Source organism: Streptomyces sp. NPDC050528, from assembly GCF_044457795.1.
Classification (GTDB): Bacteria; Actinomycetota; Actinomycetes; order Streptomycetales; family Streptomycetaceae; genus Streptomyces.
This window is the reverse complement of sequence record NZ_JBITHH010000008.1, coordinates 467901-487719: the sequence shown is the minus strand read 5'-3', so window position 1 is coordinate 487719 and position 19819 is coordinate 467901. Positions and strand designations below refer to the sequence as shown.

Sequence of the window (19819 nt, the reverse complement as noted above, 5' to 3'; positions counted from 1 at the left end):
CCTCGTGAACGCAATTCGGAGGAGAGCCATGGCACAGCTGCGACAAGAAGTCGACCCGGACGAGGTCGGACTGGATCACAAGGCGCTGGACCGCCTGGACCAGCACTTCGCCCACTACGTCGACGTGGAGCGCCTGCCGGGCTTCCTGGTGTCCGTGGCCCGCGGCGGTCGCGTCGCCCACCTCACCGCCCACGGGCACCGCGATGTCGCGGCCCGACTCCCCGTCACTCCGGACACGTTGTACCGGATCTACTCCATGACCAAACCGGTCACCGCGGTCGCCGCGCTGATCCTCATGGAGGAGGGCAAGCTCTCCCTGGACGACCCGGTCGGCCGTCATCTGCCGGCCTTCGCCGACATGCGGGTCTACGACAGCGGGTCCGGCGCCGACGTCAAGACGCGGCCGGTGGAGCAGCCGATGCTGATCCGCCACCTGATGACCCACACCTCGGGTATGACCTTCGCGTTCTACCACTCGCACCCCGTCGACGCCCTGTACCGGGACGCGCACCTGGAGTCGTCCGTGCCGCCCGGCGCGAACCTCGCCGAGGCGATCGACATCTACGCGAGCCTGCCGCTCCAGTTCGAGCCGGGCACGCAGTGGAACTACTCCGTCGCCTCGAACGTGCTCGGCCGCGTCGTCGAGGTGGTCTCCGGGCAGCGGCTCGACGAGTTCTTCGCCGAGCGGATCTTCCGGCCGCTGGGGATGCCGGACGCCGGCTTCTCGGTACCGGACGAAAAAGCCGATCGGCTCTCGGAGTTGTACGGCGACGCCGACGGCGGCGGGATCGAGCCGATCGCCGGACTGCCGCTGCGGGGCGGCCGGCCGCGGTTCCTGTCGGGCAGCGGCGGGATGGCGGCGAGCCCGTACGACGTGCACCGGTTCGCGGAGTTCCTGCGCCGCCGGGGCGAACTCGACGGCACCCGGCTGCTGTCCCCCGAGACGGTCGACCTCATGGCCAGCAACCACCTCCCGGGCGGCGCCGACATGCGCGCCTTCGGCAGCCCCGCGCACCAGGAACCCGGCAACGACGGCATGGGCTTCGGCCTCAGCGTCTCCGTGGTCATCGACCCCGAGCGCACCCAATCCCCCATGGGACTGGGCGCGTTCGGGTGGAGCGGCGCGGCGACGACGACGTTCTGGGTGGACCCGGGCCGCGATCTCACCGTGCAGTTCATGACCCAGCTCCGGCCGAAGCACTCCCTGAAGATCATCCCGGAGCTGAAGCAGCTGGTGCACGAGGCGATCACGGACTGACGCTCGGCCGCTCCCCCGGCAACTGCTACTGATCCACCCGCAACGTGAACTCCAGTCCCTCCCCCGCCAGTTCACTCAGCCACTCCCGTGACCGTTCCGCCGTCTCCGCCGCCCGGTTCAGCCCGGACGGCAGGTCGTCGGAGAGGATGTGGCGGACGGCGAGGGAGAGAGGACGGGAGACACAGCGGGCCATCGCGCTCTCCTCCTCGTCACCGACCAGGTCGAGGAGGTAACTGCCGGACCAGGTCTCGCCCGTGTCGCCCCGGACGTCCAGGGACACCGCGAGGACGACCCGGTCGTGGTCGGCGTCCGTGGTGGGGTACGTGGCCGCCAACTCCCGTGCCAGCGCGGCGATCCGGGTGTCGTCACCCGCCTTCAGCTCCTCGAACACCGCGTCCCAGGCCTGAAGCCACCCCTCAAGACGCAGCGTGCCGCGCACGAACGTCCTCGGTGTCCAGCCCGCCGGCAGCCCGTACTGCTCGATGAACGGCACGCTGTCCCGGTTCGGATAGACCTCGAAGGTCTCCCCGTCGACAACATGCGGCCGGGTCACCTCCCAGGGCCGGTCGACCGTGATCTCCTCGCCGTCCTCCAGGTACCGCGCGGGCGCACGCAGCGCCCCCAGCACTCCCGCCGGCGCCCAACTGAACCGGTACCGGAAGTCGTTGGGCACCGCGGGGACGCCACCGCAGTACGAGGTGAGGCTGTACGAGGCATCTTCGCCGATCGCCTCCCGGGCGCGGGCGACGAGACTGTGTGCGAAGAGGTGGTCGATCCCGGGGTCGAGACCGGCCTCGGTGAGGACGACGATCCCCGCCTTCTCGGCCGCCGGTACCTGTTCGAGCACCGCGTCCGAGACATAGCTGGAGCAGGCGAAGTGCGCCTGCCTCCGTACGCACACCGCCAGCAGCGCCGCGTGTTCGGGCGCGGGGAGCATGGAGACGACGACATCTCCGGGCGCCAACTCGGCCGTGAGCGCGGCAAGTTCGAACGCACGCGGTTCGGCGCGTCCCGTCAGGCCCAGGTGATCGAGCGCCTGCGCCGCCCGCTCCTCGCTGCGGTGCCACAGCCGTACCCGCCCGGCCGTGTCGCAGAGTTGGGCGAGCCCGCTGCCCGTGGACAGTCCGGCGCCGATCCAGTGGACGGTACCGCTCGCGCGCACCACGTCAGACATGGCCCAACTCCCCATCCTCTACGGCGATTCCGAGTTCACGGGACTTCGTACGGAACAGGTCCAGGTCGCGTCCCCATGCCCCGCCGGTCCCGAAGTCCAGGAGTTGGGGCAGCAGCGCGGCCGAGAAGTCGGTGCTGGACTCCCTCGGGAGGAGGGACGGCAGGTTGTCGATGGCGATGAGGTCGAGCGGGGGACGCTCGTGCAACTGCCGTACCGGGGCGTCCCATTCGGTCGTGCGGTCGTAGACCGGCAGGACGTTGAGGGGTGAGCCCACGTCGCAGGTGACGTCGGAGACGGTGCGGAGGCGGCGGGTGGGGTCGTCGAGGTCCACTTCGCGGAGGAAGGGCGGGACCGGGGTCGTAGCCAGGACGCAGTTGACCAGGACATCGTGGGCCAACAGGGCGGGGCGGTCGAGGTTTTGGGTCTCTGCCATGTCCCAACAGGTCGGTTCGATCCCGGCCGCGGAGAAGGCCACGCGTGCTCCGCGTCCGCTGCGGCCCAGTGCGCCGATCACCAGGGCGGTGAACTCCGTGTCCCCTGCGGCGGGTTGGAGCAGCTCGTCCAACTCCTCCTTCGACGTGGGCGTCAGCGGGGCGACCAGTCGGCCCCGGTGCCGGAGGACCGCCAGCGCTGCGCCCAAGTAGCCCGCCCAGAAGCCGAACGCGGCGAGGCGGCGGCCGTTGTCGTCCACCAGGTATTCGAGGTCGAGCAGTGCTCCGCCCCCGGCCGCGAAGCGGGTCAGCAGGTCCGTCGCCCCCGGCTGGCCCTTGTAGGCGTGGCCGAAGAAGATGTGACGGTGGGTCAACTTCTTCGGCTCGTCCGGGAGTTCCTTCAGGCCGAGGATCACCGTGTTCTCCGGCGCCGACACCCACGAGCCCTCAGGTGCCACTCGGGCGCCGATCGCCTCGTAGTCCTCGATGGGGAAGATCCGTTGGGGGGACTCCTCGACCGTGAGGGTCACGCCGTTCTCGACGAGGTGGCGGGCGTCGGAGGGGACGACCGGGGTGCGGCGTTCGGTCGTGCGGGCCTCGTGGCGGAGCCACAGATGGAGCTCGGTCATACCAGGTTGACCTCCGGACGCGGGGCGTCGGCCGCGAACCGGCCGGCGCTCAGGGGGCTGACGTCCACGAAGGGTACGTGGCCGAGGTACAGGTCGCGGACGACCTCGCCGACGGCCGGTCCCTGGAGGAAACCGTGGCCGGAGAAGCCGGTGGCGTAGAGGAAGCGGGAGACCGAAGTCGCCTCGCCGATCAGGGCGTTGTGGTCCGGTGTGTTCTCGTACAGCCCCGCCCAGCCGCCCGTGCGGCGCAGCTCCAGGAGGTCGGGGGCGCGGCGGCGCATGGCGTCGGCGAGGCGGGGGATCCAGCGGTCGTGGGTGTCGGTGGCGAAGCCGGGACGCTCGTCGGGGTCGGACATGCCGACGAGGAGGCCGGGGCCCTCGGTGTGGAAGTAGAGGCTGGTGGTGAAGTCGATCGTCATGGGGAGCGTGGGCGGGAGACCAGGCACCGGTTCCGTGACCGCGATCTGGCGGCGCAGCGGCTGCACGGGGAGGTCCACGCCCGCCATCGCGCCGATCCCCTTGGACCAGGCGCCGGCCGCGCAGATCACGGTGTCGGTGTCGATGCGGCCGAGGGTCGTCACCACGGCGGTGATGGTGTCGCCGTGTGTCTCGATGCCGGTGACGTCGGTGTGGCGCAGGATCGTCGCGCCGTGGGCCCGGGCGGCGGAGGCGTAGCCGTGGACGACGGCCTCGGGGGTGCAGTGGCCGTCGTCGGGCGAGTAGGCGGCGGCGAGGAGGCCTTCGGTGCTGATCAGCGGGGAGAGGCGGCGGGCCTCGGCGGGGTCGATCATGCGGCTGGGCACGTCGAGGGAGTTCTGGAGTCGGACACCTGTCTCGAAGGACGCGACGTCCTCGGGCGTGGAGAGCAGGAACAGGTAGCCGACGCGATGTAACCCGATGTCGTACCCGGTGTCCTCCTCGAAGCGGTCGAAGGCCTCCAGGCTGCGGGCGCCGAGCTGCACGTTGAGGCCGTCGGAGAACTGTGCGCGTACTCCGCCGGCCGCCTTGGACGTGGACCCGGCGGCGAGTTCGTCCCGTTCGACGAGGACGACGTCCCGGACGCCGGCGCGGGCCAGGTGGTAGGCGATGCTGGTGCCGATGACCCCGCCGCCGATGACGACGACCTCTGCCTGACGCTTCACGGGCGCTCCTTCTTGGCCGCGTCGATGACGGCCCAGGCCGCGGCCGCGTCCTGGATGCCGAGTCCGACGCTGTTGTAGTGGACGATGTCGTCGGGTCGGGTGCGGGCGGCGCGGCGGCCGGTGAGGACGGCGCCGAGCGGGATCAGGTCGTCGGGGGTCAACAGGCGCTCGCGCAGGGCGCCGACGATCGGTCCGGCGTGCTCGGCCGCCGTCTCCGGGTCGTCGACCACGACGGCGGCGGACCGCCGTAGGACGTCCGGGTCGACCTCGCTGCGGGTGGGTTCGAAGGAACCGACGCTGACGACCGTGCAGCCGGGGGTGAGCCACGCGCCGTGCACCACGGGGGTGGTGCTGAGCGTGCAGGCCGCGACGATCGAGGCGCCGGTGACGGCTTCCCGCGCGGTGGCCAACGGCTCGACGGGGAAGGGGAGTTCGGCGGCCAGGGTCTCGGCGGCTCGGGTGCGGCGCTCGGGGTTCGGGCTCCACAGGTGTACGGAGGTCAGGTTCCGGACCCGGGCGATCGCGCGGACGTGGGCGAGGGCCTGGGTGCCGGAGCCGAGGACGGCGAGACGGTCGGCGTCGGGGACGGCCAGGGCGTCGACGGCCACCGCGCTGCCTGCGGCCGTGCGCAGGGTCGTCACCGCCGTGCCGTCCATGACCGCGACCAACTCCCCGGTGACCGGATCCAGCGCGCTGATCACCGCGTGGATCGTGGGCAGCCCGGCACGCCCGTTGGCGGGGTTGACGCTGCCGAACTTCGCCACCGCCCCGGTGTCCGCCGACACCCGGGAGACGTAGGCGAAGACGACGCTGTCGTCGAAACGGCTCGGGTGCATGATCTTGCCCGGCAGGTCGGCGGCGCCGTCACCGAGCGCGGTGAAGGCCGCGCGCTGCGAGGCGATGGCCGCGTCGGCGTCGAGCAGGTGCGTGACCCGGTCGCCGGAGAGGAAGAGGACGTCGTCGGTCATTCCCTCTTCCTATCCGGACTCCGCTCGCCGGAATCAGGACCAGTGCGCCACCGCGTCCAAATGGGGCAGGTGGTGGTCCAGGCGCTCCCGCTTGGTGCGGAGGTAGGTGATGTTGTTCTCGCAGGGCGGGATCAACAGCGGTACCTCTTCGGAGACTTTGATGCCGTGTTCCAGCAACGCCTCGCGTTTGCGCGGGTTGTTGGAGAGCAGCCGGACGCTGGCCACGCCCAGGTCGTGCAGGATCTCGGCGGCGACGCCGTAGTCGCGGGCGTCGACGGGCAGGCCGAGGGCGAGGTTCGCCTCGACGGTGTCGAGTCCCTCCGCCTGGAGGGCCATCGCGCGCAACTTGGCGAGCAGGCCTATGCCGCGCCCCTCGTGCCCTCTCAAGTAGACGACGATGCCCCGGCCTTCGGCGACGACCGCCCGCATCGCGGCGTCCAACTGGTCGCCGCACTCGCAGTGCTGGGAGCCGAAGGCATCACCCGTCAGGCACTCCGAGTGGAGTCGGGTGAGTACGTCGTCCGTGCCGATGTCACCGTAGACCAGGGCCACTTGCTCGTCACCGCGGTCGTGGTCCAGGTAACCGATCGCCTGGAATTTGCCGTACACGGTGGGCAAGGGAGCATTCACGACGCGTTCCGCGCCCCTGGGCTGCGCGGACTTCTGCTTGCCGAGTACGCCAATGTTTTCTGTCATGATCTGGTTCCTAAGCAGAGACGAAAGGCCGTGAAACAATGAATGGTTCGGACTCACGGACGGCGGCATACGGACTGGTGCCGGCGGACACCACGGAGGACGTGCGGGCTAGGGGGGCAGAAGTATCAACACAGGTCGCCGTCCTTCCGGTCGGCAGTTTCGAGCAGCACGGCCCGTATCTCCCGCTGGCGACCGACACGTTGGTCGCCTGTGCCGTGGCCCGGGAGATCGCCGCGGCGTACCCGGTGCATCTCCTCCCTCCGGTGACCATGGCCTGCTCGCACGAGCACGCGGCCTGGCCGGGGACCGTCAGCATCTCTTCCGTGACCCTTCATGCGGTGGTGCGGGACATCGCGGACTCGCTCCGCCGGTCGGGGGTCGAGACCCTGGTGGTGGTCAACGGTCACGGCGGTAACTACGTCCTGGGCAACGTCGTTCAGGAGTCCTCCGCGCGAGGTGAGCGGATGGCACTGTTCCCGGCCGCCGAGGACTGGGAGACGGCGCTGGAGCGGGCCGGAGTACTGACCTCGCTGCTCACCGATATGCACGCGGGGGAAATCGAGACCTCCATTCTTCTGCACGCTCATCCCGAATTGATCCGTCCCGGATATGAGACCTCCGATTTCGTCGCCGACGACCGTCGCCATCTCCTGACGCTCGGTATGTCCGGCTATACCGAGTCGGGCGTCATCGGGCGCCCGTCCCTCGGCTCGGCGGAAAAGGGGAAGGCACTGCTGGCGAGCCTCGCCGATTCCTTCGGCGCGTATTTCTCGATGCTGACCGCGGAAGCCTGAGCGGGTTCCGGGTCCGGTACGGCGGTGCCGGGCCCGGCGGTGCGCAGTCCCGCGCCCCAGCGGACGATGAGCACGACCAGGCCGGGCAGGGCGGCGACGAAGCTGAGCACGCCGTAGATCACCGAGACGGACAGGCCGCTGCTCGCGCCGAGGCCCGCAGCACCGAACGCCCAGGCGGTGACGCCCTCGCGGGGTCCCCAGCCGCCGACGTTCAGCGGCAGGCCCATGGCGACCAGCGCGAGGACCGCGATCGGCAGCAACTGGGCGACGGTGGCGGCGGATCCGGCGGCCCGGGCCGCGACCACGAACATCGCGAGGTGGCCGGCCAGGATGATCAGCGAGGAGAAGGTGACGCCGGGCCAGTTGGCGCGGGAGAACAGTCCGGCGCGGACCTCGTCGAGGGTGCTGCGCAGGGCGCGGCCCCGGCGGGTGGCGGTGGCCGGACGGTTCATGCGTACGGCGGCCACGACGGCCAGCGCTCCGAGGGCGGCGAGCAGCACGAGCGGGGCGAGGCTGCGGGCGTCGGCCATCACCGGGGAGTCCAGGCCCAGCAGAACCGTCACCCCGACGACGGCCAGCGCGATCTGGCCCGCGACGCGCTCCAGGACGACGGCGCGGACGGCGCGGCCCATGTCGCCGGCGCTCTGTCCGTGGCGGACCGCGCGGTGCACATCGCCGAGGATGCCGCCGGGCAGGGCCGCGTTGAGGAACAGGGCGCGGTAGTAGTCGGCGACGGCGGGGCCGAGCGGCAGCTTGATGCGCAGGCCGCGTGCCACCAGGGCCCAGCGCCAGGCGCTGAACACCGTGGTGACCACGCCGATCGCGAGCCCGATCAGCAGCGTCGGTGCGTCGATGCGGCGCAGGCCGTCCAGGAAGACGCCGGTGCCGAGGCGCCAGAGCAGAACGCCGAGGATGGTGATGCCTGCGACCGTGCCGAAGTGGGTGCGTACCGCGCGGGAGTTCACCCGGCTCAGGATCGCGCGCAGGACGCGGCGGACGCCGGAGGCACGGTCGGTGCCGGGGCGCGGCGCGGAGACGATCACCCCGATCCGGTCACCGGAGACGGCCGAACTGTGCAGCGGCGGCGTGTGCTTGGGCCGCCGTACCTCTTCTACGGCTTCCACGCCGGTCTCGGTACGCACCGCGAGGGCGACCGGCGCGGACCGGTCCACGCGCACCCGGCGGGTCCTGGTGCTCGGCCTCGGTGCGACCGTGCGCATCGTCTCGACGCTCATGACGTGCCCCCCGTCGGCCGGGCCAGTGCCAGCAGGTCGCTGTGGTGGACGAGCACGCTCAACTCCCCTGCCGCGCAAGCCGCGAGGCGCCGTTCCAGATACTGGTCGGCACGCTCCTTCAGCTCGGGGCGTTCCTCGACGGCCGCGCCGATCCAGCCGCGCAGCCACTCGGCGGTGAGCGCGGACTCGTCGGGGCCGAGCCGCCAGGCGCTCGGGTGGACGCGGACCGTGGCGCCGTGCGCGGCGAAGGCCTCACAGGTGACGGTGACGGCGTCCGGGCCGAGGAGTCCGTCGCGCCGCTGGTGGGCGTTGAACGCGTCGGCGATCTCCGCGTCCATCGGGTCGGCCGGGGTGAGTTCGACCTTGCCCGCCACCGACAGCGTGAGCAGCGCCGGGCACCCGGCACCGACACAGGCGGCGACCAGGGCGTCAACCTCCTCGCGGGTGAGAACGTCCAGCAGCGCGGAGGCCGTCACCAGCGAGGCGCCGACCAGCGCGTCCGGGGTCAGCCGGGCGACATCGCCGCGCCGGGTCTCGACCGTGACGCGGCTGCCGTCGGCAGCGGCACGCGGGGAAGCCACAGCGGCGAAGTGCAGAAGATAGGGATCACGGTCGTGCAGGATCCAGTGCTGGGCGCCGTCGAGGCGGGGCGCGAGCCACCGTCCCATCGAGCCGGTGCCGCAGCCCAGGTCGTGGATGACGACCCCGGAGCGGCCGGGCAGGTTGGCCAGCCGGATCCGCAGCGGGTCGAGCAGTTCGGGCGCCCGCGCGACGGCGTCGGCCCCCTCCCGCAGCTCCAGCCACTCGGGCGCGTAGCGCGGCGGATCGTCGGGTCCGACGTCCCGCAGCCGTACGGTGGCCCGCTCGCCGGGGCGGCTCGCGGGACCGGCGCCGGGGATCACGGAACCGGGCCCCGTCTGCTCGTCGGCGTCCATGGGAACGGTCCCCGCCATCACGTCCTCCGGCCCCGGCTGTCCAGCCGTCGCGTCGTTCGCCTCGGGCTGCACCGGGGCGACCAGCATGCCCAGCGGTACGCCCCTGGGCCCCGGCTGCGCCGGGATCCGTCCAGCCTGTGCCGTGGTCCGTGTGGACTGCGTCTTCCTCATGCCGCCCTCCGGGGTTCGCTGGGGAGCCGGGTGAGTACGCCGGCCAGGCTGCGGGCCGTGGTGGCCCACCCGTCGAGGGCCGCGCGCCGGCCCCGGGCCGCCGCCTTGAGCCGTCGGCGTACGTCGGCCTCGCCGAACCAGCCGCGCAGTTCGGCGGCGAGGGCGGCGGGCGCCTCCGGCGGGACGAGGATGCCGGGCACCCCGCCGTCGGGGGCGCGGCCGACCGCCTCGGGGAGGCCGCCGACGTCGGTGGCCAGCACGGGAATTCCACGCGCGAGGGCCTCGGTGACGGCCATGCCGTACGTCTCGGCGTACGACATGAGGACCATGAGGTCGGCGGAGGCGTAGGTGGCGTCGAGTTCGGCGCCGGCCCGCGGGCCGGCGAGGTGCAGCCGGTCCTGGAGGCCGTGGCGCGCGATGAGGCTTCGCAGGTGGTCGACATACTCCGGGTCGTTGCCGAAGCCGCCGACGCACTCGCAGGTCCAGGGCAGGTCGGCCGCGGCGGCGAGGGCCTCGATCAGCCGGTGCTGGCCCTTGCGCGGCGTCAGCGTGGCCACGCACAGCAGGCGGGAGACACCGTCCGTACCGGAGGCGAGGGGCGCGATGTCGGCGCCGGGGGTGGCGACATGGACGCGGTCGGGGGCCAGGCCGTGGTGGGAGACGAGGCGGCGGACCGCCCACTCGCTGGTGCCGATCACCGCCGACACCGCGCGCAGGACCGTGCGCTCCTTCTCGTCCAGCTCCGCGGCGACTGCGGCCTCCAGGCCGGTCTCGTCGCCGAGCGGGAGGTGGACGAGGACGGCCAGGCTCAGCCGGTCGGCCTCGGGGACGACGATCTCGGGGACCCCGCAGGCCACGATCCCGTCCATGAGGACGGCGGCGCCGTCCGGCAACTCGCGCAGCACCCGGGCGAGTTCGGCACGCGCGGCCGCACCGGGCCGGGGCCACTCTCCGTCCACGGCGTGCTTGTGGACCTGCCAGCCGAAGCCGGGCAGGTCCAGGCTGACCCGCCGGTCGTAGGCGTTGCCGCCGCTCGGCGTGGCCGGGTCGTCGACACCGCCCGGCATCACGAAGTGCACGGTGCGCAGGGACATGGGGATGATCTCGGCATTCCGGGAGGCCGCGCGCTGTGCGGGCAGGAATCCCAGCGAGGGGGCGCGGTCGATGGTCACGTCGCTCACAGGGCACGCTCGTAGCTCGCCCAGGCGACGTGCGACTCGTGCAGGGTGACCTGGAGTCCGGTGAGGCCGCGGGCGCCCTCGCCGAGCGCGCCCTTCTGGATCCGCTCGGCGAGCCGGTCGGCGATGACCTTCGCGAGGAACTCCGTCGAGGTGTTGACCCCGGCGAAGTCGGGCTCGTTGTCGAGGTTTCTGTAGTTCAACTCGCTGACGACGGCGCCCAGTTCCTGGGTGGCCAGTCCGATGTCGACGACGATGTTGTCGTCGTCCAGCTGCTCGCGCCGGAAGGTGGCGTCCACCAGGAACGTGGCTCCGTGCAACCGCTGGGCGGGCCCGAACACTTCGCCGTGGAAGCTGTGGGCGATCATGATGTGATCGCGAACGGTGATGCTGAACAACGGACGACCCTCCAGGTGCGGCGCGTCTGGTCCCCCGGCTGATCCCTGCCGGGGGATGCCGTGTAGTACGGCTCCACGCCTCCCCCTGTTCAGCCGACTCTCACTCTTTTCTCAGGTCAGACGCTCTTGCTCGTACGGAATTGAACGATTCTCAGCCGATGTCGGTGTAACGCACCCGATGGCACAGCGCCGGGATCTCCCCCGAGGCGAGCCTGGGCAGCAGCTGAGGCAGTTCCTCGAAGTCGCTCTCCCCGGTGACCAGGGCGTCCAGCGCGGGGTCGGCGAGCAGGTCGAGGGCAAGGGCGAGCCGGTCGCCGTAGCTGCGATGGGCGCGGGCCGGGGACACGGTCCCGACCTGGCTGCTACGGATGACCAGGCGCCGCGAGTGGAACGCCTCGCCGAGCGGGAGGCTGACCTTCCGGTCGCCGTACCAGCTGAGTTCGAGGACGGTGCCCTCGGGAGTGAGGAGTTCCAGCGCGCGGGCGAGCCCCTGCTCGGTGGCGCTCGCGTGCACGACGAGATCGCAGTCGCCGAGCGCGTCCGCCGGCAGCGCGAAACCGACTCCCAGCGCCTCGGCGATCTTCGCGCGCGCCGGGTCGGCGTCCACCAACTGCACGCGCACGCCCGGGAAACGGCCCAGCAGCGCGGCCACCGAGCAGCCGACCATCCCGCCGCCGACCACCGCGATCCGGTCACCGACCAGCGGCGCCGCGTCCCACAGCGCGTTGACGGCGGTCTCCACGGTCCCGGCGAGCACGGCCCGCCCAGCGGGCACGGACTCCGGCACCGGCGTCACGGCGCTCGCGGGGACGACGTAGCGCGTCTGATGCGGATAGAGACAGAACACGGTACGGCCGACAAGTCGCTCCGGGCCCTCCTCCACCACCCCCACATTGAGGTAGCCGTACTTCACCGGACCTGGGAAGTCGCCCTCCTGGAAGGGGGCCCGCATGGTCGCGTGCTGGTTCTGGGGGACGCCGCCGCGGAAGACCAGGGTCTCGGTGCCGCGGCTCACGCCCGACCAGAGCGAGCGGACGAGTACTTCGTCCTCGGCGGGGTCGGGCAGGACGACGTCGCGTATCTCGCCGTGACCGGGTGGACCGATCCAAAACGCCCTCGCGGTGCGCTTCATCGGAATCCTCCTGAACGATCGGGAAGCTGTTCACGTACGGGTAACCACAGGCCGCGCACAGTACGCGGCGTTGATCGACTCTGTCATACGGCCGGAGGGTGTGCGGTGGCCCTGAACAACACATACGAAGCAAGGCTGGTCCAGCAGGAGACCGCTGTGGGAGCGGGCGTTCAGATCCTGTTGCTGGCGTTGCTCGGCACGGCGATCGGGATGGGGCCGGCCGGCTGGCTGACCGGCCTGGCATTCGCGATCGCCACCTGGGCCGTGCTCTCCAAGGCCCTGCACCGGACCCGGACGCGTTCCTTCGGCCCGGCCAACCGGGTCACCCTCGGCCGGGCGATCCTGGTCGGCGGGGTGACCGCGCTGGTCGCGGACTCCTTCGAGAGCTCGCCGCCGGTCACGCTGCTGGTGGGCCTGACGGCGGTGGCCCTGATCCTGGACGGCGTCGACGGCAAGGTCGCCCGGCGCACGGGCACCTCCACCGCGCTGGGGGCGCGCTTCGACATGGAGGTCGACGCGTTCCTGATCCTCGTCCTCAGCGTGTACGTCTCGACGCAGATGGGTCCCTGGGTCCTGCTGATCGGCGGCATGCGCTACGGCTTCGTCGCCGCGGCCCGCGTGTGGCTGTGGCTCAACGCCCCGCTCCCGCCGAGCACGGCCCGCAAGACGGTCGCCGCCACGCAGGGCATCCTCCTGCTGCTGGCCGGCGCGGACCTGCTGCCCGAGGCGGCCAACATCGGTGTGGTGGCGCTCGCGCTGGGCACGCTCGTGTGGTCCTTCGGCCGCGACATCCTGTGGCTCTGGCGTACCTCGCGCACCTCCCGGGTCGAGGAGGTTCCGGTGGAGGAGAAGCTGCTGGAACTGGTCTCGCAGTAGGGACGGTTGCGCCGAAGGGCCCGGATCACTGGTGATCCGGGCCCTTCGGCGTACTACGTAGGTACTACGACCGCGGGGACCGGCTGCGTACGACCGCGAAGGCGCCTGCCGCGAGGCCGAGTACGCCGACGATCAGCCCGGCGATGCCGAGCCCGCGGGCGGTCGAGTCGCTGCTCGACGAGGAGGCGGAGGCGGTGGACTTCGTGGCGCCGGCCGCCGTCGTGGCCGAGGCGGCCGGGGTCTCGTCGCCGTCCTCGCTCCCCTTGGCGGTGAGCTTGAGGACGGGCGCCGGGTTCTCCGGCTCGTCGTCGCCCGCCGCAGCCTCCTCGATCCAGCGGACGACATCGCCGTCCGAGTAGGTCTGGAGCGTCTTGAAGGACAACTGGTCGGTGTCCTCGGGCAGTTGACCGAAGGCGACGTTGAAGTCCTCGTACTGTCCGGCCGCGATCTTCCCGCCGGTCCAGGTGATCTGCGAGACCGCGTCGGTGATGGTGCCGTCGTCGGTCTTCACCGGTGTCTTGAGCTTGCTGGTGGTGACCTTCGCGGTCCAGCCGTTCTGCGGGGTGACCAGGACACCGAGCACCGGGTGGTCGGTGGGCAGATAGACCTGGACCTTGGTCGTGCTCGCCTTGTCCTCCTCGTTGGGGACGCGGAAGGTGAGGACGCCGTCCGTGGCTCCCTTGGCGTAACTCTCCGGGTGGACGGTGACATGGGCGGAGGCGACCCCGGCGGCGGCCAGGACTCCGGCGGTGGCGAGCGCGGCGACGGTGCCTGCGCGGCGCAGGGTGGTGCGGTGTGCGGACATGGTGAGGTGATCTCCGTACGGGAAAAGGAAGTTGGGTGGTCAGACCGGGTACGGGATCGGGATCGGTGGGCCTCTGCGGCTGACCGCGTGCCGCAGGAGGAGTTGGCGCAGGGGGGCCGCGTCGGCGGCGGTGCGTCCGGGGTGACCGGTGGTGCGGGCGGTCCGGGGTGCGGGGGCGTGCCGCCACCAGGCGACGAGCCCCGGTACGAAGGCGACGGCCCAGCGCAGCAGCGACCACAGCGCGGCCTCGCCGCGCCGCAGCCACCAGGCCGCGACGAGCGCGGCGACGACATGGGCGGCCACGGCGTGCGGGGTCATCGCCTGCGTCTGCCGCATGGGCGCCATGGCGTGCCCGGACATGTGCGCCATACCGGCCATCGCCATGCCGGTCCGTGGCCGCGCGACATCAAACCCGAGATGCAGCCCGGCCTGCGTGGCGAGCATGGCGGCACCGATGCCGGGCAGGGACCGTTCCCGCCCGCCGAGCAGCCACCCCATGACGAACACGACGAGGAACCCGGCACCGTCCGCCCACAGCGGAGGCGTCGCGCCGGTGGCGAGCCCGTGCCCGGCGGCAGCCAGGAGCACACACACCGCGGCGAACACCGCGGCGCGCAGACTCCGAACCGCCGGGGAAGCGCTCATGGTGACGGATCCTCCCACGCGCGGTTGCCGCCGTTGCCGTCGATGGCCGTTTAGGGGGCAGCTCATATCTGGTTCATGGCTTGGTACGACGGTGACGCGTGGGGCGTTCAGCGCGGGTGGGGTGACTCCTGCGGGCATGCGTCGATTTACCGGGATACGGCACTGCGGGAACGGGGGCCTTGCGGCTGGGCCGGGAGCCTTTCCGCTCAGCTCCGGCGCGGTCGGCGTGGCCCACGCGGCAGCAAGCCGATCGCCGCGACCGGTACGGCGGCCAGCACCAGCCACGGAACGGGCGCGGGCAACCCCGTGTCGAGGAGGGTGCCCGCGGCCGCGCTGCCGAGAAGGACGATCAGCCCCGAGACGGAGGAGAGCGCGCCGGTGTAGAGGCCGAGGCGGCCGGGTTCGGCGAGGTCCGGGACCCAGGCGCGGGCGACCGGGGCGATGAGCATCTGGCCGAGGGTGAGCAGGACGACGAAGCCGGTCGCGGGCAACAGCCCTGCGGTACCGGTCAGTTCGGCGGGCCGGGCCACGGCGACGGCCGCGAATCCTCCGGCGATGAGCGACAGCCCGGCCGTCATGGACCGGCGCGGATCGAGCCGCTCCCCCGCCCACCGGGTGACGGGCAACTGCGCCGTCACCACGAGCAGCGAGGACAGCGCGAACAGCCAGGCCAACGGCGCCTGCGAGCCCGCCGCACGCTCGACCTCCTCGGGAAGGGCCAGATAGAGCTGGTTGTAGGCGAGGAGATAGGCGCCGTACGCACAACACAGCGCCAGGAAAGGCCTGTTGCGTACGAGGACCCGTACGCCGCCCTTCTCCTTGACCCGCGCCCGCCCGGGAATGTGCTGCGGAAGCAACCACGCATGCCCCACGAGCACGAGCACGAAGATCCCGGCCCCGGCGAGACACGCCACCCGGAAGTCCACGGTGAGCAGCAGCGCGCCGAGCAACGGCCCGACGAACGCGCCGACTTGACCCGAGACGGTGAACAGCGCGAGCACCCGGGTGCGTGAACCCCCGCCCACCGCCTCCCACTCGACCGCCTGCCGCGCCACCTCCGATTCGACCGCCGGTGAGAACAGCGCGGCGGCGAACCCGATGAGCAGCACGGCCCCGACGACGGTCCAGGTCTCCTCCGCGTACCCGAGCCAGCCGAACCCGGCGATCCGCAGCACGCACCCCGCGAGCACCACGGGCCGTACGCCGTACCGGTCGGCGAGGGCGCCACCGACCACGAACAGCCCCTGCTGACTGAAGGTCCGCAACCCCAGCACAAGCCCAACCAGCCACCCCGCCATGCCGATCACCTCCGCCAGGTGCTCGGCGAGGAAGGGCAGCACGGCGAAGAAGCCGATGTTGAAGGCGAGTTGCGTGAGGATCAGCAGCCGGAGCAGCGGCGAGAGAGGAGTCCGCACGAGGACCGCGGTGGTCATCGCGCGGCCAACTCCCTTTGTGCGGTGGCTCCTCGCATGCTTCCCGCGGCCGAGACCGCCAGGGCGCCGAGCAGGGCGAGGACGACGGCGGGGGCGAGGACAGCCCAGGGGGCACGTTCGGCGTAGGGCTGGTTCTCGGCGAGGAGCAGACCCCATTCCGGGGAGGGCGGTTGCGCGCCGAGGCCGAGGAAGCCGAGTGAGGCGAGGGCGAGGGCGACGCCGGGCAGGCGGAGCAGGGCGTGCCGGGTGACGGGTGGCAGCACGGCGGGCAGGAGCGCGTGACGCAGGATGTACCAACGGCCCGCGCCCAGGCCCCTGGTGGCGGTCACATGCAGGGTGGCGCGTTCCTGGAGCAGCAGTGCGGAGGTGTGCGCGGCAAGGGGTGCCCAGGCGAGGACGGCCACGGCGAGGGCGGGTGTCGCCGCCCCACTGCCCGCGACGGCGGTGACCAACAGCGCGGCGAGGACCGGCGGTACGGCGTTCACCGTGTCGACGAGCGGCCCGGACACCCGGGGCAACAGCCCGAGCAGCACGCCGACTCCAAGTGCTACGGCGCTGATCGCAAGGGCGAGCAGCAGGGTGTCGACGGCACCGTGGGCGACCCGCGCGAGGAGATCCCGGCCGAGTGCGTCGGTGCCGAACGGGTGGGCCCAGGTGGGGTGTTGGAGCCGCAGCCCGGTGTCGAGGGCGAGCGGATCGCGGGGCAGGCCGAGCGCGACGACACCGAGGAGGAGGGCACCGTGGACAACGGGCAGGGTACGTCGGTCAGTTGAGGGGCTGGGCCCGTGGAGGGACGGAAGGGCGTCGGCGCGGAGTGCGGGACCGATGAGGAACCGTGCCGCGAGACGGGTGAGTCCGGCGGCGCCGGCGGCCAGCAGGAGAAGGGCGAGGGTACCGGCCTGGAGCACGGGCAAGTCCTGGGCGAGGGCGGCCTGGAGGGTGGTGCGGCCGAGCCCCGGTATGTCGAAGATCTGCTCGACGGCGACGGCCCCACCGGTCAACCCGACCACGAACAACCCCATGTTGGGCAACAGCCCGGGCAGACACCGCCGCACGGCCTGCCGGGCGATCCGCCCTCCGGACAACCCTCGTGCGGCGGCGGCCCGCACCCACGGTTCCGCGAACGCGCCCGGCAACAAGTCGTCGAGCAACCGCCCGAGCACGGCCCCGGCAGGCAACCCGAGCGCGAGCGCGGGCAACACCACCCACCGCGGCCCGTACCACCCGAGCGCCGGCAACCACTCGAGCTGCACCCCGACGACGGTGGCGAGCACGGACGCGGTGAGGAACTCGGGGAGCGCGGCGAGAACGGCGGAACCGCTGCCGCCGGAGCGCCCTTCCTTGAGCCCGCCCCGCCGCAACGTCCGCGCGCACACCGACCCGGCGGTCATGACGGCCACTACGGCAGCCGCGCTCATCAACAGCAGGGACGCGCCCAGGGCTTGGAGGACATCGGGCATGACCTCGGCGCCGGAGATCCAGGACCGGCCGGCGTCGCCGCGCGGCAGGCCATGGAGCCACTGGCCAAGGAGCCTCAACGGGCCGTCGTCCAGGCCGAGTTGGCTGCGGATGGCGGCGAGGACCTCGGGGTCGGGGTCGCGTTCCGCCGAGCGGGCCTTGAGGACGGTGACGGCCGGGTCGGTTCGGGAGAGCCAGGGCAGCAGGCCTACGGCGCACACCAGGGCAGCCGCGAGGAAGGCGCGCCACAGGAGCGTGGCGGTGCGGTGCGGCATGGTTCAGCGCCGGGTTCCGGGGCCGACGAGGGTGCGCTCGTACGGGTCGAGGAGGACGCCCTTGACCGAGGATCCGACGCCGGTGACGACCCGTTGGTGCACGAGCGGTACGACGGCATCCGTGCCCAGGATCTCGGCCTCGGCCGTCATCGCGGCGCTCTGCCGTGCGGACGTGTCGGCGGTGCCCTCCGCCTTCGCCACGGCCCGGTCGACGTCCTTGTCGCACAGCAGGGCGAGGTTGTAGCCGCCGTCGCAGGTGTAGTCACTGGCCAGCACGGCCACCGGATCGCCCGTGTCCACCAGGGTGTTGCGGGCGACGACGAACGCGTCGAACTTCCCGGCCAGCGCGTCGCTCTCGATCCGGGAGTACTCGCGCACCTCCAACTCGACCTTGAATCCCGCCTTTTCGAGCTGTTGCTTCAACACCTGCGCGACTTCGGGGAGTTCGGGCCGGTTGCCGTACGTCGCGAGGGTGACGGTCCGCCCGCCGGGCGCCACGGCCTTCGCCCGCCCGGCCGGTTGCTCGCGCTTGCCCGCAGCCCAAGTGACGGCGGGTCCGTAGATGCCCGTGCCGGCGTCGGCGTGACCTTCGTAGACGCCCTGGGCGAGGGCGGCGGTGTCGACGGCCGCGCGGGCGGCGGCGCGGAGCTCCGGATCCTTGAACACGCCTGTCTTCGCGTTGAGTTGGAGGCTCGTGGTGCGGGTGGTGGCCGTCTCGCGGCGGGTGCCCGCGTCGAGGGTCGCGGCCTGGGCGACGGGTATCGCCTCGGCCACGTCGACCTGCCCGGTGCGCAGCGCGTTGGTGCGGGCGGTGCCGTCCGCGATGAACCGTGCGTCGATTCCGGAGGCCTGGGCGAGGCCGCCCCAGTAGGCGTCGAAGCGGTCGAGGGTGGCCGCCGTGGAACCGGTGACCTTGGTCAGCTCGAAGGGACCGGTGGCGGTGCCGACCGGGTCGACGCGGCCCTTCTCCTCGTACGCCTTCGGGGAGAGGACGGCGAGGGCGGGCCCGGCCAGCCTCAACGGCAGTACGGGATCAGGTGAGTTGGTGGTGATGCGCAGACGGTCGCCGCCCGCGGACTCGGCCGTGAGGGTGACACCGGAGAGCGCGGCGGGGGCGGGCTTCGCCTCGGCGGCGTGCGCGAGGGCGGCGGCCACACGGGCCGGGGTGACCTCGGTGCCGTCCTGGAAGGTCGCCTCGCGGAGCGTGAACAGCCAGCTGCGATCGCCCTCGCGCTGCCAGGACCGGGCCAGCGCGGGCGCGGCGGAGCCGTTGGCGTCCAGGGAGGTCAGCCCTTCGGTGACACCGAGACGGCTGAGGATGGTGGCGTCGGCACCGTACGGGGAGAGGTTCTCGGCGGGCGGGAACGCGAGGGCGACCCGCAGCCGGGAACCGGACTCCCCACTCGCGCCTCTGCCCGCTTCACCTTCACCTTCACCGGCGGAGGCGAAGCAGCCGGTGAGAAGCGGCGCGACGGCAAGGCCGAGAAGAAGCCCGGACCGCCGTCGCACCGGTCCAATACGCGTACGCGTACGGCCACTTGTGCTGGTTCGTCGGAATCGCATCGCGTCTATCGCCCCATCGCCAGTTCGAAGTGCACGATCCCCTGCCCGCCGCCCGGGTCGTCGCGCTCGTCGTGCACGACCTTGCCGAGCGACCGCCAGAAGGCCTCGGCGCCGGGTACGGCGGGATCGGTGTGCAGATACGCGGCGCGGTAGCCGCCGTCGGCCGCGGCGAACGCGAGGAGGCCGGCGACGAGGTGCCGGGCCAGGCCGCGGCGGCGGTGCGCGGGGCGGACGTAGACGCGGCGCAGTTGCGCGGTCTCGCCGGAGGGGTAGCGCGCGGCGAGGTCGCGCGGGTTCGGCGGGTGGACCGGTCCGCGGGAGTCGAGGGCGGCGGTGGCCACGACCGTGCCGTCGGCGGGGTCGAGTGCCACGAGGAGGGTGTGGCGAGCCGGGGCGAGGTAGGCGGCGGCCGGGTCGATGATGTCGCCGTGCCAGCGGGGCACATAACCGGTGCGGAAGTCGCGGTAGACGGTGTCGAGCATCACGGCACGCGCACCGTCGATATCGTCCGGGCCTGCCGCCCTGATGCAGTAGTCAAGCACTTGCACATCATATGCATTAAGACTCCTAGGTCTTGATCACCCTTGGACCGTCCCTGGATCGCCCTTGATCCACCGGATTTG

The 19819-nt window shown here is 72.0% G+C and carries 18 protein-coding genes and 1 pseudogene; 3 read left to right on the top strand and 16 right to left on the bottom strand.

What is annotated here, in order from left to right; all coding sequences use genetic code 11:
• Positions 1–28: 28 nt before the first annotated feature.
• The gene (locus ACIBK4_RS28770) at positions 29–1258 is read left to right on the top strand and encodes a serine hydrolase domain-containing protein (protein ID WP_398999032.1); all 1230 of its coding nucleotides are present in this window, start codon (positions 29–31) and stop codon (positions 1256–1258) included.
• Positions 1259–1283: 25 nt separating this feature from the next.
• Here the strand turns inward: ACIBK4_RS28770 and ACIBK4_RS28765 are convergent, their stop codons facing one another.
• Genes ACIBK4_RS28765 through ribA form a run of 5 tightly spaced genes read right to left on the bottom strand, consistent with a single transcriptional unit; the run spans position 1284 to position 6298 of the window.
• On the bottom strand, positions 1284–2432 hold the full coding sequence (locus tag ACIBK4_RS28765; protein ID WP_398999030.1) for a saccharopine dehydrogenase family protein: 1149 nt from the start codon (positions 2430–2432) through the stop codon (positions 1284–1286).
• A complete protein-coding gene (locus ACIBK4_RS28760; RefSeq protein ID WP_398999028.1) occupies positions 2425–3492 on the bottom strand; it encodes a saccharopine dehydrogenase in 1068 nt (355 codons plus the stop codon). Before ACIBK4_RS28760 ends, ACIBK4_RS28765 begins: the two co-directional genes overlap by 8 nt.
• Positions 3489–4634 (bottom strand): NAD(P)/FAD-dependent oxidoreductase, encoded by a 1146-nt coding sequence (locus tag ACIBK4_RS28755; RefSeq protein ID WP_398999026.1) that lies wholly within the window; start codon positions 4632–4634, stop codon positions 3489–3491. Before ACIBK4_RS28755 ends, ACIBK4_RS28760 begins: the two co-directional genes overlap by 4 nt.
• Positions 4631–5602 carry an ornithine cyclodeaminase family protein gene (locus ACIBK4_RS28750; RefSeq protein WP_398999024.1) on the bottom strand — a complete coding sequence of 324 codons (972 nt, stop codon included), beginning with the start codon at positions 5600–5602 and terminating at the stop codon, positions 4631–4633. The genes ACIBK4_RS28755 and ACIBK4_RS28750 overlap by 4 nt, the downstream gene beginning before the upstream one ends.
• Positions 5603–5635: 33 nt before the next feature.
• Complete coding sequence (ribA, locus tag ACIBK4_RS28745) at positions 5636–6298, bottom strand: GTP cyclohydrolase II (protein ID WP_318019959.1); 663 nt, start codon at positions 6296–6298, stop codon at positions 5636–5638.
• A gap of 38 nt (positions 6299–6336) precedes the next feature.
• Here ribA and ACIBK4_RS28740 point away from each other — a divergent pair, with 38 nt between their 5' ends.
• Positions 6337–7092 (top strand): creatininase family protein, encoded by a 756-nt coding sequence (locus ACIBK4_RS28740; RefSeq protein WP_398999021.1) that lies wholly within the window; start codon positions 6337–6339, stop codon positions 7090–7092.
• Positions 7093–7184: 92 nt separating this feature from the next.
• Here the strand turns inward: ACIBK4_RS28740 and ACIBK4_RS28735 are convergent.
• The 5 genes and pseudogenes from ACIBK4_RS28735 to ACIBK4_RS28715 all read right to left on the bottom strand — a co-directional run.
• Positions 7185–8312: pseudogene (locus tag ACIBK4_RS28735) on the bottom strand (YbhN family protein); the annotation flags it as partial.
• An 11-nt stretch (positions 8313–8323) separates the two neighbouring features.
• Positions 8324–9433 (bottom strand): trans-aconitate methyltransferase, encoded by a 1110-nt coding sequence (locus tag ACIBK4_RS28730; protein WP_398999019.1) that lies wholly within the window; start codon positions 9431–9433, stop codon positions 8324–8326.
• Positions 9430–10614, bottom strand: a complete 1185-nt coding sequence (locus ACIBK4_RS28725; RefSeq protein ID WP_398999017.1) for a glycosyltransferase family 4 protein — start codon at positions 10612–10614, stop codon at positions 9430–9432. Before ACIBK4_RS28725 ends, ACIBK4_RS28730 begins: the two co-directional genes overlap by 4 nt.
• Positions 10611–11009, bottom strand: coding sequence for a 6-carboxytetrahydropterin synthase (locus ACIBK4_RS28720; protein ID WP_033285811.1), 399 nt, complete (start codon positions 11007–11009; stop codon positions 10611–10613). Before ACIBK4_RS28720 ends, ACIBK4_RS28725 begins: the two co-directional genes overlap by 4 nt.
• Positions 11010–11160: 151 nt before the next feature.
• Entirely contained in the window at positions 11161–12141 is a 981-nt protein-coding gene (locus ACIBK4_RS28715) for a zinc-binding alcohol dehydrogenase (protein ID WP_398999015.1), read from the bottom strand.
• A gap of 105 nt (positions 12142–12246) precedes the next feature.
• Between ACIBK4_RS28715 and ACIBK4_RS28710 the strand changes: the two genes are divergently transcribed.
• Complete coding sequence (locus tag ACIBK4_RS28710; protein ID WP_398999013.1) at positions 12247–13017, top strand: CDP-alcohol phosphatidyltransferase family protein; 771 nt, start codon at positions 12247–12249, stop codon at positions 13015–13017.
• A gap of 64 nt (positions 13018–13081) precedes the next feature.
• Here ACIBK4_RS28710 and ACIBK4_RS28705 read toward each other — a convergent pair whose 3' ends face one another.
• The 6 genes from ACIBK4_RS28705 to ACIBK4_RS28680 all read right to left on the bottom strand — a co-directional run bounded on the left by ACIBK4_RS28705 (position 13082) and on the right by ACIBK4_RS28680 (position 19738).
• Positions 13082–13822: a YcnI family protein gene (locus ACIBK4_RS28705; RefSeq protein WP_398999011.1), complete on the bottom strand. Its 741-nt coding sequence runs from the start codon at positions 13820–13822 to the stop codon at positions 13082–13084.
• Between the two features lie 39 nt (positions 13823–13861).
• The gene (locus ACIBK4_RS28700; RefSeq protein ID WP_398999009.1) at positions 13862–14467 is read right to left on the bottom strand and encodes a hypothetical protein; all 606 of its coding nucleotides are present in this window, start codon (positions 14465–14467) and stop codon (positions 13862–13864) included.
• Positions 14468–14673: 206 nt separating this feature from the next.
• Positions 14674–15900, bottom strand: coding sequence for an MDR family MFS transporter (locus ACIBK4_RS28695; protein ID WP_398999007.1), 1227 nt, complete (start codon positions 15898–15900; stop codon positions 14674–14676).
• The gene (locus ACIBK4_RS28690) at positions 15897–17633 is read right to left on the bottom strand and encodes an ABC transporter permease subunit (RefSeq protein WP_398999005.1); all 1737 of its coding nucleotides are present in this window, start codon (positions 17631–17633) and stop codon (positions 15897–15899) included. The genes ACIBK4_RS28695 and ACIBK4_RS28690 overlap by 4 nt, the downstream gene beginning before the upstream one ends.
• 3 nt (positions 17634–17636) lie before the next feature.
• Positions 17637–19196: an ABC transporter substrate-binding protein gene (locus tag ACIBK4_RS28685; RefSeq protein WP_398999003.1), complete on the bottom strand. Its 1560-nt coding sequence runs from the start codon at positions 19194–19196 to the stop codon at positions 17637–17639.
• A 5-nt stretch (positions 19197–19201) separates the two neighbouring features.
• The gene (locus ACIBK4_RS28680; protein WP_398999001.1) at positions 19202–19738 is read right to left on the bottom strand and encodes a GNAT family N-acetyltransferase; all 537 of its coding nucleotides are present in this window, start codon (positions 19736–19738) and stop codon (positions 19202–19204) included.
• Positions 19739–19819: the final 81 nt, after the last annotated feature.

Coding starts and splice junctions, on each gene's coding strand:
- ACIBK4_RS28685 (WP_398999003.1), bottom strand. CDS start 19,196: ATGCGATTCCGACGAACCAGCACAAGTGGCCGTACGCGTACGCGTATT.
- ACIBK4_RS28760 (WP_398999028.1), bottom strand. CDS start 3,492: ATGACCGAGCTCCATCTGTGGCTCCGCCACGAGGCCCGCACGACCGAA.
- ACIBK4_RS28740 (WP_398999021.1), top strand. CDS start 6,337: ATGAATGGTTCGGACTCACGGACGGCGGCATACGGACTGGTGCCGGCG.
- ribA (WP_318019959.1), bottom strand. CDS start 6,298: ATGACAGAAAACATTGGCGTACTCGGCAAGCAGAAGTCCGCGCAGCCC.
- ACIBK4_RS28765 (WP_398999030.1), bottom strand. CDS start 2,432: ATGTCTGACGTGGTGCGCGCGAGCGGTACCGTCCACTGGATCGGCGCC.
- ACIBK4_RS28750 (WP_398999024.1), bottom strand. CDS start 5,602: ATGACCGACGACGTCCTCTTCCTCTCCGGCGACCGGGTCACGCACCTG.
- ACIBK4_RS28695 (WP_398999007.1), bottom strand. CDS start 15,900: ATGACCACCGCGGTCCTCGTGCGGACTCCTCTCTCGCCGCTGCTCCGG.
- ACIBK4_RS28770 (WP_398999032.1), top strand. CDS start 29: ATGGCACAGCTGCGACAAGAAGTCGACCCGGACGAGGTCGGACTGGAT.
- ACIBK4_RS28690 (WP_398999005.1), bottom strand. CDS start 17,633: ATGCCGCACCGCACCGCCACGCTCCTGTGGCGCGCCTTCCTCGCGGCT.
- ACIBK4_RS28715 (WP_398999015.1), bottom strand. CDS start 12,141: ATGAAGCGCACCGCGAGGGCGTTTTGGATCGGTCCACCCGGTCACGGC.
- ACIBK4_RS28700 (WP_398999009.1), bottom strand. CDS start 14,467: ATGAGCGCTTCCCCGGCGGTTCGGAGTCTGCGCGCCGCGGTGTTCGCC.
- ACIBK4_RS28705 (WP_398999011.1), bottom strand. CDS start 13,822: ATGTCCGCACACCGCACCACCCTGCGCCGCGCAGGCACCGTCGCCGCG.
- ACIBK4_RS28730 (WP_398999019.1), bottom strand. CDS start 9,433: ATGAGGAAGACGCAGTCCACACGGACCACGGCACAGGCTGGACGGATC.